This is a genomic window from Pontibacillus litoralis JSM 072002 (assembly GCF_000775615.1).
Lineage (GTDB): Bacteria > Bacillota > Bacilli > Bacillales > BH030062 > Pontibacillus > Pontibacillus litoralis.
Genome location: NZ_AVPG01000011.1, coordinates 79,440 through 94,557 on the forward strand (window position 1 = coordinate 79,440; position 15,118 = coordinate 94,557).

Here is a 15,118-nt window from a genome sequence, read left to right on the forward strand (position 1 = left end):
ATAAAAGTGAGTATGAAAGTGAGGACATCGTATGTGTGGTTTTATTGGTGTTATAAGACATATGCCGTCTCCTTTAGATGAAGAGGGGAAACGGAATTTTAAACGTAGAAATGATATCATTACCCACCGTGGGCCAGATGATGAGGGATATTATCACGATGAGTACATATCCTTTGGTTTTCGTCGTTTAAGTATTATAGATATTGAAAGTGGCCATCAGCCGTTACGCTATGAAGATGAACGTTATTGGATGGTGTTTAATGGTGAAATATACAACTATGTAGAGCTTCGTGAGTCCTTAAAGAAAAAAGGATATACCTTTGAAACAGAATCGGATACAGAAGTAATTGCGGCAATGTTCAAAGAAAAGAGAGAGCATGCTTTTCAAGAGCTTCGTGGTATGTTCGCCATTTTAATGTGGGACAAGCAAGAGCAAACGTTATATGGTGCGCGTGATCCATTTGGCATTAAGCCACTGTTTTATAGTGAACAAAATGGAGAAACGTATTTTGGTTCTGAGAAGAAAAGTATTACGTTACTACAAGAGAACGAATTAGTGAATACGGAAGCGTTGCAGCATTATTTGAGCTATCAATACGTTCCTGAACCATTTACATTAACAGATGGCGTGCATAAAGTAGAACCAGGCCATTATTTTGTGAAAAAGCCGGATGAATCTATGGAGTTTCATCGTTATTTCCATGCTACATTTACACAGGTTTCTGGTAACGAGCAGCAATGGATCAAGAAGATTCAGGATACATTATACGATTCTGTTAATGTCCACATGCGTAGTGATGTTCCAGTAGGTTCGTTCTTATCTGGTGGTATTGACTCATCTGTTATCGTCGCAATGGCAAGAGAATTTAACCCGAATATTAAGACGTTCTCGGTCGGCTTTGAGCGAGAAGGTTTTTCAGAAATTGATGTGGCCAAAGAAACAGCGGATAAATTAGGTGTAGAGAACATTTCTTATATTATCTCACCTGAAGAATATGTGCAGAAGTTACCTAAAATTATGTGGCATATGGACGATCCTTTAGCAGATCCAGCATGTGTACCGCTTTACTTCGTTGCCCGTGAAGCACGAAAGCATGTGACGGTTGTCTTATCCGGAGAAGGTGCAGATGAATTGTTTGGTGGCTATAACATTTATCGTGAACCCGAATCATTGAAAATGTTTGAGTCGATGCCTGGTGCAATGAAAGGACTTCTTGCTAAAGTAGCAAATGTAATGCCAGAAGGAGTAAAAGGGAAGAGTTTCTTAGAAAGAGGAACAACGCCACTTCGAAATCGTTATATCGGGAATGCGAAAATGTTTGAAGAAGCAGAGAAAAAGCAACTATTGAAAGATTACCATCCAAATAGCACGTATCAATCTATTACGAAGAAGCTATACAATCAAGCGGAATCGTATCATCCCGTTAATCAGATGCAATATATTGACATTCATACGTGGATGCGCGGAGACATATTGTTGAAGGCAGATAAAATGACGATGGCAAATTCTCTAGAATTACGTGTACCTTTCTTAGATAAGGAAGTATTTAACGTTGCAAGAGAGATACCAGTTGATTTGAAGATTGCCGATGGAACAACGAAGTCCATTTTACGTAAAGCTGCTCGTGGTATTGTTCCAGATCACGTATTAGACCGTAAGAAGTTAGGCTTCCCTGTACCTATTCGTCACTGGCTGAAAAATGAGCTGTACGACTGGGCAAAACAGTTGATTCAAACAAGTGAAACAGGACATCTGTTGGAAAAACAATATATACGACAACTTTTAGAAGACCATGTCCAAGGTAAGGGAGACTATTCACGAAAAATTTGGACAGTACTCATGTTTATGCTTTGGCATCAAATTTATATTGAGAAGAAATATCCTATTTCACAATTAATGGAAGAGGATAAATCTGGAAGCAAGCTATCCATCACTTAATGGATATTGCTTGCCTTCCCATTTGCACCCAGGCTTCTTGAAAGTCATCGATGGGTGCTTTTTCTTGTCTATTTAGTGGGTCATTAAAGTAAATATACTCTTGATCATACCCTGTTATGAGTACAGAGTGTTCTTTCTTTGTTACCTTTATTTTTTCCCCGTTTTCTGTTACCCATGTTTCAAAATAACTCTCTGGCAGCTTCTCATAATGTGTATTAATAATCACCCATACAGGATTTTTGTCGTTTAATTCCTCAAGTATTTGGATGAAAGAACCCCCAGTAAAGTCATGGATTCGTTCTTTGTCTACATACTGAGCTGCTAATTGTGCAATAGGTTGATGATACACGCCAAGACCAGGGTTAGATAAATTGTACATATCGCCGACAAAACCGTTATGCGGGTTTCCGAAATAGGTGACCCCGTTTTTTTGTTTATGAGAAGCTGGGTTTTTTTTCACTTGTTGGGCGAGTGTCATTTTATCCGTATCTACATCGTGATGATTTAATAGCATGGTTAACGATGTTACTTCACAGCCTCTCGGTAATTCGGGGTATTGAGAAACGTGTGGAGCAGATAGTTGAATGCTTTCCTCTAAATGATACTGCTTCATTATGGGATCCATTGCTTTAAGCTCATCTAATGACACTTCAGTTGCGTTTGCTGGTTTATGGTTTATGAAGCTTTGAACGCTCGGGAGCCATTTAGCTTTATTTTGTTCCATAATGACTGTACCAACTCCAATTGCACAAATTAGAAATAAGACGCTGTACCACCTTAAAGAACGCTTATATTTGCTATGAACTTGTTTAACAAAGGAGAGAGTTAGGAGGGTTAAGCTCATAATAAAAGAGCTAATTGCTAATCCGGCTAACATGAAAAGACACCTCCTTCTGTTATACTGTGCCTAAATAGTATGATTTTTAGTCGCTTTTTTGCATGGATTTGTAGTAACGACCTTTTTTCATGTAATCGTTTCGAATTCGATTCATTTCCTTACTATCATCATCGGACAATTCTCGAATTACTTTAGCTGGTCGGCCGAATGCTAACGTGTTGGCAGGGATTATTTTATTTGGTGGAACGAGACTACCTGCACCTATGTATGCTCCTTCTCCGATTTGACATCCATCTAATAAGGTTGTCCCCATGCCAATGAGTGCATTTCTTTTTACATGCGCTGAGTGAATCATGACTTGGTGTCCTGCTGTAACACCTTCTTCTATAATGAGTGGCTTGTTAGGGCTTTGATGTAGCATGCTTTGGTCTTGTATGTTTGTTTTCTTCCCAATGTATACGGGAGCAACATCACCGCGAATGACGGTGTGAAACCAAATACTTACATCCTCTTCAATAATTACATCTCCAGTAATGACCGCATTGTCTGCGATGTACGCTGTGGGATGAATTGTCGGTAATTTGCCTTTATATTCGAGTATCATACTGTGCCTCCATTTTCATTTGGTGTTATGATAAGTATAACAAAGTACAGTAATAGATTGGAAAGGAAGGTTTTAGAATGAAACAATTGTTTGCTGATCAACCAAGAGGAGTTGTTATTTTAGTTCACGGAGCGATGGAGCATAAAGGTCGTTATGATCAGTTAGCTAATCGTTGGGTTCAAGAAGGATTTCATTGTATATATGGAGATTTGCCTGCACACGGGGAATTTGCTGGAGAAAGAGGGCATATCCGCTCTTTTCAAGAATACATGGATACGATAGTGGAATGGATCAAACATGCCACGACATTTCATTTGCCGATTTTTTTAATTGGTCATAGTATGGGAGGGCTTTCGATTATTCGTACTCTAGAGGAGAATACCATTGTGCCTGTTGATGGTGTGATTTTATCATCTCCTTGCTTAGGGATCAAAAATCCTCCGGCAAAACCATTAAAAATACTAGCTAAAGGTTTGAATATCATAGCTCCTCGTATGAAGTTTAATGGTCAGCTAGATCCTCAAACTGTTACACGGGAGATGGCGGTTGTACGACAAGATATAAATGATGATTTAATGCTTAAGAAGGTATCTGTTAGGTGGTATAGTGAATTTGAAAAAGGAATTCGTTTAGCCTTTGAACGCATTAGCAAATATCCTAATATCCCAACGCTTGTGATGCAAGCTGGAGATGATAAAATAGTAGATAAGGTGCAAACGAAGAAATGGTTTGACCGTTTAATGATCCATGAAAAGAGCTATAAGGAATGGGATCATTTGTATCATGAAATCTTTAACGACCCGGAAAGAGAAGACGTATTCCAATATGCAAAAGGTTTTGTGGACATACATATAAGAAAATGACTTTAGAAGGAGGATATATGGTTTGTCCGTTCCAAGCACACCGATTCATTTAATGGCTACAATATATCGTAGAATATTTCCAAATACAAATAGGGAGTTAGCAAAGTGGCGTAAACAGGCAGAAGCGATCCCGAATGAAGAATTGAGAAGCCAAGCGCTAAACTCTATTGATACCAAAACGTTTCATTGTGAAGGTGGATCGATTTATTCTTTGTTAGCGCATGACAATTGGAGAAAAGCAACATCATTTATTGTCGCTTATCAAACGATCTCCGATTATTTAGACAACCTATGTGACCGAAGCACATCACTAGACCCAGACGATTTTCGTTGTTTGCATCAAGCGATGTTAGATGCATTAACACCTGGAGCAGCATTGCATGATTATTATGCTCTTCGTGAAGACAAAGATGACGGAGGGTATTTGAACCGTCTTGTGCAAACATGTCAGCAATCATTAGCTCAATTAGAACAATATGATATCATTCAACCGTATACACATGAGTTAGCGTCGCTTTATTGTGATTTGCAAGTCCATAAACACGTACAACTAGAAGAAAGAGTGCCTCGGTTAGAAAAATGGTTTGATGAATACGCAAATAAATGGAGCGATTTAACTTGGTATGAATTCTCCGCATGTGCTGGTTCAACTCTTGGAGTCTTTTGTCTTGTTTCTTATTGTTTTGGTCCTCAAATGACATCACAATTAGCGGATCAAGTGTTGCGTAGTTACTTCCCTTATATGCAAGGGTTACACATTTTGCTTGATTATTATATTGATCAGCAAGAAGACTTAGAAGAAGGGGATTTAAACTTCTGTAGTTATTATGAGCATGAAGGTCATATGAAAGAACGCTTTTTATATTTTATTAATCAAACTAAGCAACATGTAAAGGCATTGCCACACGCCTCATTCCATCATATGGTGCAAAAAGGATTGGTCGGCTTATACTTAGCGGACAGCAAAGTACAATCATTGCACGGTGCGGATGATATGGTAAAGGCGCTATTAAACGTAAGTGGCTTGAAATCGAAGTTCTTTTACGTAAATTCCAAACTGTATCATAAGATAAAACCCGGGTTAGCCTAGTGAAAGGCTCCCGGGTTATTTTTTCTCAATAGCTAATATAAACGGCGGGTTATTCGCTTGATTAATAAAACCGTACCGAAGCACGCTGTAATGCTTTTGATCTAATGTTGCTAAATACTTCATAAGTGCTTCTTTCTCTTCTTCTCCTCCAGGGTGTCCATGGTATACAACTAATACAAGTAAGCGGTGTTGTTTTAAATATTGTAATGTTGTTTGGATGGAAGCCAGCGTCGTATTTGGTGTAGTTATAATTGACTTGTCGCTTCCTGGTAAATAGCCTAAATTGTAAATAGCGCCGCCAATCTGTTCATGTTCAGAAGGCATGTAGGTATGAATCTTTTCGTGGCTATCATGGATGAGTGTAACGTTTGTAATTTTTTTTTCGTTTAGTTTCGCTTTCGTTGCGTTAATGGCTTGTTGTTGAATGTCAAAGGAGAGTACGTGCCCCTCTTCACCAACTAACGAGCTAAGAAATAGAGTATCGTGGCCATTTCCAGCAGTACCATCTAACACTAATTCTCCTTTTTCAACGCTGTTTTCTAATAAATAGTGAGCATAATCTAGTATTCGGTATAACATGGAGTTCCTCTTTTCCTAGTGAATAAATAATATTTCCCTTGCCAGCTGTTCCGTTCTTGTAGTTCCTTGTCGATGCTGTTCAACACATCCCATTTATGAAGGCTCCACATTGGTCCGACTAATAAATTTGGGGGACCATCGCCAGTAATGCGGTGAATAATCATTTCTGGTGGTAATAATTCTAATTGATCGACGACGAGCTGCACGTAATCGTCTTTCGTTAAAAAGGTAAGTTCCCCTTTTTCATATTGCTTCACCATTGGCGTTCCTTTTAATAAGTGTAGCAAATGTAGCTTGACCCCTTGTACGTCTAGTTTACTTACAGCGCGTGCTGATTCAAGCATCATGTCATACGTTTCGCCAGGTAGTCCATTAATAAGGTGAGAGCAAACAAGGATGCCGTGCTTGCGTAACTTCTCAACCCCTTGTATATACGTTTGAAAATCATGTGCTCGGTTAATCTTTTTTGCAGTTTCTTCGTGAATGGTTTGCAAGCCTAATTCTACCCATAAATAGGTACGTTCATTTAATTCTGCTAAATATTCCACAACGTCATCAGGTAAGCAATCAGGACGCGTCGCAATGGATAAACCGACAACACCTTCTTGTTTCAACACTTTCTCATACCGTTCTCGTAACACCTCGACTGGAGCGTGGGTGTTCGTGAAAGCTTGGAAATAAGCAATATATTTACCATCTTTCCATTTATAGTGCATTTTATTTTTAATCTTATGGAATTGTACTTCTAAATCTTCTGCACGGTTCCCAGCGAAATCACCACTTCCGGCTGCAGAACAGAAGGTACAACCTCCATAGGCAACGGTGCCATCTCGGTTTGGGCAGTCAAAACCGCCATCTAATGCTATTTTAAACACTTTATGACCGAACGTATTTTTTAAATGATAATTCCATGAATGGTAACGTTTTTGATCAAAAGCATATGGAAACGGATTGTCCATCATCAAGCTCCTTTTTTAAACAGATAACACGAGTGTATCATACCTAACAGGAGAAAATAACGCAACGAATTGTGAATAATGAACAGATTTCAACACACATTAAGACAGAGGTGATGGTGATATGGCAACAAGAGCATCTATGGATGAGTTAATGGCTGACGCTACAGAAAAAATAGAAGCTGCCAAAACAGAATTAGATCGTACGGATCGAATGGGCTATGACGTTGATGAGCAATATACACAAGCTCAAATGGGTTTGGAAAAATTGGAACAACGAATTGATAAACTAATGGATAGTGCAAATCATCAGCAGAAAGATCAACTGCATCGATTGCATCTACAAGTATCTCAATATTTGCAGGATATGATATTGGATCATCAGAAGTTGCATTAAAAATATGATGAAGAACAATGAAGCTTCCTAAATAAGGAGGCTTTTTTTGATTTTCGTAAAGTTGCCTATTGACGGTTATTAGGGGATTAGTGTACTATGTAGCTAATACACTAGAACAGATAAAAGAGAGGGGAAAAAGTATGCTGGCATGGAAAGGGCTTTGGAAGAAAGAGTGGCGATTGTCCATTTCGTTTCATGTGTTTGTTTTTATGTTAGAAACCATTATATTGGGGCTTAGCTATTGGCGTTTATATCAATACGATGAAGGAATTATGTTAGGGATTGTTATCCTTTTAATAGGAGCGCATATTTGGTATTTACCAGGCTGCTTGTTATATAGCCTTAATAAAGAAGCGCGGTTGCTCCATGTGTTCTTGCATTCACCAAGATCGATTCATATGTTAATGAGTACGAAATTATTGAACGCTTTATTGTTTATGTTCGTTTCCTTATCTATCTTAAGTACTATTGGCGTGATGCTATTCTTAAATGTGTTTAATGGAGAAATTTCAGTGAGCCAACTTGCAACTATTATTAGCTTTTCTGGTATTCATTTAGTTGGAGCTTCGCTTTATTTTTCCACATTTATTTTCTTTTTATGGACACTTCATCATTATTTAAAAAGCTATGTCGGTAAATGGAGCTTGTTAATCGTAATTGGAACTTTTATAGGTGCGCCTATTTTGTATGGGTGGTTTGGTATGCAGCCTTTATATGAAATGATGACACAGTGGGGGGCTATATCAATAGATTTACAATCGTATGTACAAACTTTTCAGCTCGGAGGATTAAGTGCAGAATTCGCAACAGGTGATGTTCCAGTCGTTTATGTAGGGTATTACGTCATCGATTTTGTTATCTTTTTGATGCTTTATGTCATCGCTACCTATTTGCTTGATCGAAAAGTCGAGGTGTAACCGTTTATGGGTCAAGAATTTCAACGAGATAAACCAATATACTTGCAAATTGTCCAGCACCTATCTAATGAAATGATTAGAGGAAAACGGAAGCCGGGGGATAAACTGCCTTCTGTTCGTGAATATGCATTGGAAATGGGAGTGAATCCAAACACTATGTCGAGAGCATATCGTGAACTTGAACAATTACACATTGTAGAAACGAAGCGAGGGCAAGGAACATTTGTGACAGAGGATATGAATCGTTTGCAACAATTAAGGGAACAAACGAAAGAAGAGTATGTCGAGCAATTTGTGAATGATATGAATAGCTTAGGATTTTCACTTGATGAAATGATATCTGGGTTACAGGGGTACTTGAGTAAAGGGGGAGAAGGATGATTTCCATTGAGAATGTAACGAAGAAATATGTGAACAAAACGGCATTGAAGAATGTGAATATGCAATTCGAGAAAGGTAAAGTAACTGGAATTGTAGGGGAAAATGGCAGCGGTAAATCAACGACCTTGAAGCTAATGGCTGGGCTTATTTATCCTACAAGTGGGAAGGTGCTAATAGACGATAAGCAGGCCAGGCGCTTAAGTAGTAACAAGGTAGCATATATGTCGGAATTAGAATCGTTTTACTCCTACTTTACTGTTAAGGACGCCATTGATTATTTTGCTTCTCAATTTACGGATTTTGAGCGTGGTCAGGCTGAGGAAATAGTATCTTTTATGAATTTAGAACTTAACCAAAAGGTGAAGCATTTGTCGAAAGGAAACCGTGGTCGCTTAAAGATTGCCATTACATTGGCACGCCGCGCTCCGTATATTTTGTTAGATGAACCGTTTTCTGGTCTTGATCCGATGGTTCGGAACTCCATTGTGAAAGGACTCATTAAGTTTATTGATTTAGAAAAGCAAACGCTAATTGTAACCACTCATGAAATACTGGAAATAGAACCAATTTTAGATGATGCTATCGTCATTAAAGGTGGAGAGATTCTAGCTAGGGAAAGTGTAGAGGATATTAGGGAGAATGGTCAAAGTGTTGTTGAATGGATGGAGAGAAAGTATAGGGAGGAAAGGCGAAAATGAGTAATCAATCGGTCGTACAGTTAAATAACCTCGTCAAGAAGATTAAAGGAAAAACAATTGTGGATCACATTAATTTGGAATTACGCGAAGGTGAAGTGTTTGGCTTCCTTGGCCCGAACGGTGCTGGGAAGACAACAACGATAAGAATGATGGTAGGGTTAATGAATCCTACATCAGGTAACGTTGTTATTGATGGGGTTGACTTGAAGAAAGATTATGAAAAAGCGATTAATCAAGTAGGAGCAATTGTTGAGAATCCTGAGCTATACGACTATTTAACTGGCTATCAGAATTTACTCCACTTTAGTCGCATGCATAATGGTGTTAACAAGGAAAGAATTCAAGAAGTGATTGAACAAGTAGGGCTAACAAATCGTATTCATGAGAAAGTAAAAGGATATTCTCTTGGCATGCGCCAACGTTTAGGATTAGCTCAAGCATTGTTGCATAAGCCGAAATTCATTATTTTAGATGAACCGACGAATGGCCTCGACCCAGCTGGCATTCGTGAATTTCGTAACCATTTAAGGAAAATTGCTTACGAAGACAACGTTAGTATCTTCGTATCGAGCCATCTATTGTCAGAGATTGAGTTAATGTGTGATCGAATCGGTATTATTCAGGCAGGAAAGTTAATCGATGTCCGAAACGTTCATGAAGAAAGTCAAGTGCCGGAATGGGAAATTACTTTAAATAACCCGCAGCAGGCAGCGGAGATGTTAGGGAGAAAGCTGTCTACAAATGTTATTGTTCGTGAGGATTCCATTCAAGTCAAAGTAGAACGGGAGCAAATACCTTCTATAAATAAACATCTAGTAGAGAATGATTATCAAGTATTCGGTATTGAATTAATGAAACAAACATTAGAAGATGAATTTCTAAAGATTACTGGTGGTGAGCAAGTTGGGTAAATTTTTTTCTTTATGTCGAAATGAATGCATGAAACTTATACGCAAAAAAGGTACGATGGCGATGGCGATTATACTACTTGTTGCTGTTCTAGGAGCGGCAGGATTAACGAAATGGTCGATGTCCCTTTACGAAGAAGAAATAGATTGGAAGGGACAAATTCAAGCAGATATAGAGAGTCAAGAGGCAAACATAGAAAGTGAAGAAGAGTCCATTTATAAATACAAGCTAGCAGAAGAGAAAATTCAAATAGCACAATATCAACTGGAAGAAGGAATTAAGCCAATCCAACCAGGAACATTTTGGGGATTTATGAAGGATTCGGAAATGTTATTTTCGTTTATCCTATTATTTGCCATTATTATTGCTTCTGGCATAATGGCATCGGAGTTTTCTAGTGGAACTATTAAACTACTAACAATACGACCGGTGTCACGCGGAAAAATATTGTGGAGTAAATATGTGACGACAATAGTTATGAGTTTTTCGTTTATGGTACTGTTGATTATACTATCGGCGCTTGCTGGAATTTTATTCTTCCCTTATGAAGGAGCACAGTCCTTTATCGTTTCGCAAGGTGATGTAGTTGCAGTTTCTCCTATCGTAACCATTGCACAATCTTATGCATATTCTTTTGTATCGGTCATTATTTTTATTACGATCGCCTTTATGATTTCAGTTATATTTCGTTCTAATGCAATGGCCGTTGGGATTACTATGTTTACTTTATTCACAGCCCCAGCAGCTATCATGTTCTTCATGAAATATGACTGGGTGAAATATATTTTATTTACACACTCAGATTTTAGCCAATATTTATCGGGCTATTTAACGATTCCGGAAAATGAACCAGTATTTTCTATCATTGTTATTGCCCTATACGTCATCGTCTTTAATGTTATTACGTACTTTACATTTACGAAACGTGATATTGCGGTTTAAAGATAACTTGACAAATAGATTTCATTTCCGTTACATTGGTAGTAACAAACTACGTGCCGAAAAATGATGATAAGGAATAGTAGTGAAGCTTCAAGAGCAAATAGAGAGATGGCGGTTGGTGAAAGCTATCCTTGGACTTTATGAACTCGCCTTTGATGTTGCAAATCTGAACGAATAGTAAGATTTGTCGTATCTCTGCGTTAAGGAGCTTAAGTGAGTGTCAAACACTAATTTGGGTGGTACCGCGGGTGGCAAAAAAAGCCCCTCGTCCCTATTTATAGGGATGAGGGGCTTTTTTATATTTTTGGGCATTTGTGCTATACATTATTTGTGCTATACATTATTTGTGCTATACATTATTTGTGCTATACATTATTTGTGCTATACATTATTTGTGCTATACATTATTTGTGCTATACATTATAAGGAGGGCTATGGGATGGTTTACGACCACAAACGAATTGAGAAGAAATGGCAAGACTATTGGTTGGCAAACAAAACGTTTAAAACTGAAGCGAATACAAATAAGGATAAGTTCTATGCACTTGATATGTTTCCTTATCCTTCTGGTGCAGGTTTACACGTTGGTCACCCAGAAGGATATACGGCGACAGATATATTGTCACGCATGAAGCGTATGCAAGGTTATGAAGTATTGCATCCTATGGGCTGGGATGCTTTTGGACTGCCGGCTGAACAATATGCTTTAGATACTGGAAATGATCCAGCAGAGTTCACTGAACAAAATATCGATAACTTCCGTCGTCAAATTCAAGCACTTGGTTTTTCATATGATTGGGAACGTGAAGTTAATACAACAGATCCTGCCTATTATAAATGGACGCAGTGGATTTTCACAAAACTTTATGAAAAAGGGCTGGCGTATATTGATGAAGTACCTGTTAACTGGTGTCCAGCTTTAGGAACTGTATTAGCGAATGAAGAAGTAATTGACGGTGTTAGTGAACGTGGTGAACACCCTGTTGTTCGTAAGCCGATGAAGCAATGGATGCTAAAAATAACAGCTTACGCTGAACGACTGCTAGAAGATTTAGAAGAACTAGACTGGCCAGAAAGTATTAAAGATATGCAGCGCAACTGGATTGGTAAGTCGGAAGGGGCGGAGGTTCATTTTGATATTGAAGGAAGTGAACACAAACTAACTGTATTTACAACTCGTCCTGATACACTATTTGGTGCAACCTACGCGGTATTGGCACCTGAACACAGATACGTACAAGAGATCACCACACTAGAGCAGAAACCAGCAATTGATGCGTATTTAACAGAAGCTGAGAAGAAAAGCGATTTAGAACGTACAGACTTAGCGAAGGAAAAATCGGGTGTGTTTACAGGTGCGTATGCAATCAATCCAATTAATGGAGAAAAACTACCAATTTGGATTGCTGATTACGTACTTATGAGTTATGGTAGCGGAGCTATTATGGCTGTACCTGCCCACGATGAACGTGACTACGAATTTGCTCAAATGTTTGACTTACCTATTAAAGAAGTTGTTGAAGGTGGAGATATAAGCAAGGAAGCGTACACTGGTGAAGGAAAGCATATTCATTCAGGATTTTTGGATGGATTAGGAAAAGAAGAAGCTATGGAGAAAGCAATTCAATGGTTAGAAGAGTCCGGGAAAGGTGTAAGAAAAACAACGTATCGTCTTCGTGATTGGTTATTTAGTCGTCAACGTTATTGGGGAGAACCAATTCCAGTGATTCATTGGGAAGATGGTACAATGACAACTGTAAAAGAGGAAGAACTACCGTTAGAGCTTCCGAAAACAACAGAGATCAAACCATCCGGTACTGGCGAATCTCCACTTGCTAATATCTCTGATTGGGTGAATGTTGTTGACCCTGAAACAGGTATGAAAGGGCGTCGTGAAACGAACACAATGCCGCAATGGGCAGGAAGCTGTTGGTATTATTTACGTTACATTGATCCAAATAATGACGAGCAGTTAGCAAGTAAAGAATTGCTTGAGAAGTGGTTGCCTGTTGATATGTATATTGGTGGTGCTGAGCATGCTGTATTGCACTTGTTATATGCTCGTTTTTGGCATAAGGTGTTGTATGATCTAGGAGTAGTACCTACGAAAGAACCATTCCAAAAATTATACAACCAAGGCATGATATTAGGCGAAAATAATGAAAAAATGAGTAAATCTAAAGGGAATGTTGTAAACCCTGATGACATTATTGACACTCATGGCGCAGATACGTTGCGTCTATACGAAATGTTTATGGGGCCTCTAGATGCTGCGGTAGCATGGTCGACAAACGGTCTTGATGGAGCGCGTCGTTTTCTGGATCGCATCTGGCGTTTATTTACAGAACAAGATGGAACTCTTACTGCTAAAATGGTTGAAGCATGTGAGAATAGCGATTTGGAACGTACGTATCATGAAACGGTGAAGAAAGTAACAGAGAACTTCGAGGATTTACGTTTCAATACTGGAATTTCACAAATGATGGTGTTTATTAATGAGGCATACAAAGTAGAAGAACTACCAAAAGAATATGTAGAAGGTTTTGTGAAGTTACTAGCACCGGTTGCTCCGCACTTAGCTGAAGAACTTTGGAATGTACTAGGACATGCAGAAACGATTAGCTATGAAGCTTGGCCTGCATATGATGAAGCGAAATTACAAGATGATGAAGTAGAGATTGTACTACAAGTTATGGGGAAAGTAAGAGCAAAAATGAACGTTCCGAAAGACGCAGATAAAGCGAAACTAGAAGAATTAGCCTTTGAGAATGAAACCATTCAAGAGTGGATTGAAGGAAAAACAGTGCGCAAGGTAATTGCGGTTCCAGGTAAATTGGTGAATATTGTAGCTAATTAACATAAGTAATGAGGCTAGGACATAACCTAGTGAAAATCAAAAAAGCGCATGAAATCAAGGTTTTTAAATTTGATTTCATGCGCTTTCTATTTTGGGCTTAACTTCTGTCCCGGCCGTGTTTTATGATGAGTATAAAACCAACTATACTTATCAGATTAAATACCCATAAGCGTATGTATTGACGTGAAATGAATTAGCAATTAGATTATAAATGCAGTGAATAAAGAAGGCACCCAATAGGAGTGCTTACCTCGATTAACCAGACTGCTACTTAAAGGGGTTTTTCGAACAAGATCATGCGATTCAAGTAGTAAAAGAAAGAGAAGATATTAAAATACCTTTTGGAATGATATCCGGGGTTATTCATATTCCAATGAGTGAATCCCTCATTTAATAGTTCAACTCAACTAGAGATCGACGTTGGGTAATGGCTTGCTAAGCTGGAGTATGCAATGTGGATGCGTTTCTGCTTTTTCGTTTAAAGACGTCAGCAATTTATCGGTGAATATTAGGCTGGCAAGGAGGAACTAATTTTTTGTTAAAGGAGTGAGCTTATGGGTGTATTATTAACAGGACTATTTATCGTCATCATTGCTTGGTTTATACGTAGTAACATACTACCCATTCAATATTTGAAAAAAATTGATCAACAACATATATTAGAAGATGATTACTGTGTGATTGATGTGCGTGATTACGTTTCAGCTCACAATCAACCTTTCCCGAGTGCAGAGAATATACCTTTATCTTATTTACCAAGAGTATTGCAAGAGCGATTTGATTGTACAAAGGATATTGTATTAATTAGTGATGATTTTCGTGGTGTAAGACTAGCAGCGAAACTAATTAGAAAAAGAAATAATCGTCCGATATACTATTTGCAAAATGAATAGATGTCTGTTTGAAGGGCTGTTCTTAATATGATTTGAGGATGGGCCTTTTTTTATTCGATTTTTTGTTGACATTACTTTAATAATATAATATTATATTTATTGCTGTCGCATAATTTGTGAGAGAAAAGCTTAGAAGATAACATATAAATATTAATTTAACATTAATTAATTGTTGACTTTCTTTTAAAAATGATGATATAATACATTTACTGTCGAAAGATGACAAATTGATCTTTGAAAACTGAACAAAACAAC

At 38.1% G+C, this 15,118-nt stretch carries 15 protein-coding genes and 1 other annotated feature; of the genes, 11 read left to right on the plus strand and 4 right to left on the minus strand.

Annotated elements, in window-relative coordinates; genetic code table 11:
- Nucleotides 1–31 precede the first annotated feature (31 nt).
- On the plus strand, nucleotides 32–1,939 hold the full coding sequence (asnB, locus tag N784_RS08805; protein WP_036834208.1) for an asparagine synthase (glutamine-hydrolyzing): 1,908 nt from the start codon (nucleotides 32–34) through the stop codon (nucleotides 1,937–1,939).
- Here the strand turns inward: asnB and N784_RS08810 are convergent.
- Nucleotides 1,932–2,816, minus strand: coding sequence for a C39 family peptidase (locus tag N784_RS08810; protein WP_052127219.1), 885 nt, complete (start codon nucleotides 2,814–2,816; stop codon nucleotides 1,932–1,934). The two genes, asnB and N784_RS08810, sit on opposite strands and share 8 nt — an antisense overlap.
- 46 nt (nucleotides 2,817–2,862) lie before the next feature.
- Complete coding sequence (locus N784_RS08815) at nucleotides 2,863–3,381, minus strand: gamma carbonic anhydrase (protein ID WP_036834209.1); 519 nt, start codon at nucleotides 3,379–3,381, stop codon at nucleotides 2,863–2,865.
- A 77-nt stretch (nucleotides 3,382–3,458) separates the two neighbouring features.
- Here N784_RS08815 and N784_RS08820 point away from each other — a divergent pair, with 77 nt between their 5' ends.
- Entirely contained in the window at nucleotides 3,459–4,244 is a 786-nt protein-coding gene (locus tag N784_RS08820; RefSeq protein WP_036834210.1) for an alpha/beta hydrolase, read from the plus strand.
- A 22-nt stretch (nucleotides 4,245–4,266) separates the two neighbouring features.
- Nucleotides 4,267–5,334, plus strand: a complete 1,068-nt coding sequence (locus N784_RS08825; RefSeq protein WP_036834211.1) for a tetraprenyl-beta-curcumene synthase family protein — start codon at nucleotides 4,267–4,269, stop codon at nucleotides 5,332–5,334.
- 15 nt (nucleotides 5,335–5,349) lie between these two features.
- Here the strand turns inward: N784_RS08825 and N784_RS08830 are convergent, their stop codons facing one another.
- Complete coding sequence (locus N784_RS08830) at nucleotides 5,350–5,913, minus strand: tRNA (mnm(5)s(2)U34)-methyltransferase (protein ID WP_036834213.1); 564 nt, start codon at nucleotides 5,911–5,913, stop codon at nucleotides 5,350–5,352.
- On the minus strand, nucleotides 5,895–6,872 hold the full coding sequence (locus N784_RS08835; RefSeq protein ID WP_036834215.1) for a TIGR01212 family radical SAM protein: 978 nt from the start codon (nucleotides 6,870–6,872) through the stop codon (nucleotides 5,895–5,897). The genes N784_RS08830 and N784_RS08835 overlap by 19 nt, the downstream gene beginning before the upstream one ends.
- A 121-nt stretch (nucleotides 6,873–6,993) precedes the next feature.
- Between N784_RS08835 and N784_RS08840 the strand changes: the two genes are divergently transcribed.
- The 8 genes from N784_RS08840 to N784_RS08875 all read left to right on the plus strand — a co-directional run bounded on the left by N784_RS08840 (nucleotide 6,994) and on the right by N784_RS08875 (nucleotide 14,863).
- Entirely contained in the window at nucleotides 6,994–7,266 is a 273-nt protein-coding gene (locus N784_RS08840; RefSeq protein ID WP_036834216.1) for a DUF2524 family protein, read from the plus strand.
- A 140-nt stretch (nucleotides 7,267–7,406) separates the two neighbouring features.
- On the plus strand, nucleotides 7,407–8,183 hold the full coding sequence (locus tag N784_RS08845; RefSeq protein ID WP_036834218.1) for a hypothetical protein: 777 nt from the start codon (nucleotides 7,407–7,409) through the stop codon (nucleotides 8,181–8,183).
- 6 nt (nucleotides 8,184–8,189) lie between these two features.
- Nucleotides 8,190–8,564 (plus strand): GntR family transcriptional regulator, encoded by a 375-nt coding sequence (locus tag N784_RS08850; protein WP_036834220.1) that lies wholly within the window; start codon nucleotides 8,190–8,192, stop codon nucleotides 8,562–8,564.
- Nucleotides 8,561–9,262, plus strand: a complete 702-nt coding sequence (locus tag N784_RS08855; RefSeq protein ID WP_036834222.1) for an ABC transporter ATP-binding protein — start codon at nucleotides 8,561–8,563, stop codon at nucleotides 9,260–9,262. Before N784_RS08850 ends, N784_RS08855 begins: the two co-directional genes overlap by 4 nt.
- Complete coding sequence (locus N784_RS08860; RefSeq protein ID WP_036834223.1) at nucleotides 9,259–10,173, plus strand: ABC transporter ATP-binding protein; 915 nt, start codon at nucleotides 9,259–9,261, stop codon at nucleotides 10,171–10,173. The genes N784_RS08855 and N784_RS08860 overlap by 4 nt, the downstream gene beginning before the upstream one ends.
- The gene (locus tag N784_RS08865) at nucleotides 10,166–11,113 is read left to right on the plus strand and encodes an ABC transporter permease subunit (RefSeq protein ID WP_052127220.1); all 948 of its coding nucleotides are present in this window, start codon (nucleotides 10,166–10,168) and stop codon (nucleotides 11,111–11,113) included. The genes N784_RS08860 and N784_RS08865 overlap by 8 nt, the downstream gene beginning before the upstream one ends.
- A 57-nt stretch (nucleotides 11,114–11,170) precedes the next feature.
- Nucleotides 11,171–11,389 (plus strand) — a binding site (T-box leader).
- A 163-nt stretch (nucleotides 11,390–11,552) separates the two neighbouring features.
- Nucleotides 11,553–13,970, plus strand: coding sequence for a leucine--tRNA ligase (gene leuS / locus N784_RS08870; protein ID WP_036834225.1), 2,418 nt, complete (start codon nucleotides 11,553–11,555; stop codon nucleotides 13,968–13,970).
- Nucleotides 13,971–14,524: 554 nt separating this feature from the next.
- Nucleotides 14,525–14,863 carry a rhodanese-like domain-containing protein gene (locus N784_RS08875; RefSeq protein WP_052127221.1) on the plus strand — a complete coding sequence of 113 codons (339 nt, stop codon included), beginning with the start codon at nucleotides 14,525–14,527 and terminating at the stop codon, nucleotides 14,861–14,863.
- Nucleotides 14,864–15,118 lie beyond the last annotated feature (255 nt).

Bases quoted from the DNA above. Each gene is read 5' to 3' on its own strand.
- N784_RS08850 (WP_036834220.1), top strand. From the start codon at position 8,190: ATGGGTCAAGAATTTCAACGAGATAAACCAATATACTTGCAAATTGTC.
- N784_RS08830 (WP_036834213.1), bottom strand. From the start codon at position 5,913: ATGTTATACCGAATACTAGATTATGCTCACTATTTATTAGAAAACAGC.
- asnB (WP_036834208.1), top strand. From the start codon at position 32: ATGTGTGGTTTTATTGGTGTTATAAGACATATGCCGTCTCCTTTAGAT.
- N784_RS08845 (WP_036834218.1), top strand. From the start codon at position 7,407: ATGCTGGCATGGAAAGGGCTTTGGAAGAAAGAGTGGCGATTGTCCATT.
- N784_RS08815 (WP_036834209.1), bottom strand. From the start codon at position 3,381: ATGATACTCGAATATAAAGGCAAATTACCGACAATTCATCCCACAGCG.
- N784_RS08820 (WP_036834210.1), top strand. From the start codon at position 3,459: ATGAAACAATTGTTTGCTGATCAACCAAGAGGAGTTGTTATTTTAGTT.
- N784_RS08835 (WP_036834215.1), bottom strand. From the start codon at position 6,872: ATGGACAATCCGTTTCCATATGCTTTTGATCAAAAACGTTACCATTCA.
- N784_RS08855 (WP_036834222.1), top strand. From the start codon at position 8,561: ATGATTTCCATTGAGAATGTAACGAAGAAATATGTGAACAAAACGGCA.
- N784_RS08840 (WP_036834216.1), top strand. From the start codon at position 6,994: ATGGCAACAAGAGCATCTATGGATGAGTTAATGGCTGACGCTACAGAA.
- N784_RS08860 (WP_036834223.1), top strand. From the start codon at position 9,259: ATGAGTAATCAATCGGTCGTACAGTTAAATAACCTCGTCAAGAAGATT.
- leuS (WP_036834225.1), top strand. From the start codon at position 11,553: ATGGTTTACGACCACAAACGAATTGAGAAGAAATGGCAAGACTATTGG.
- N784_RS08810 (WP_052127219.1), bottom strand. From the start codon at position 2,816: ATGTTAGCCGGATTAGCAATTAGCTCTTTTATTATGAGCTTAACCCTC.
- N784_RS08875 (WP_052127221.1), top strand. From the start codon at position 14,525: ATGGGTGTATTATTAACAGGACTATTTATCGTCATCATTGCTTGGTTT.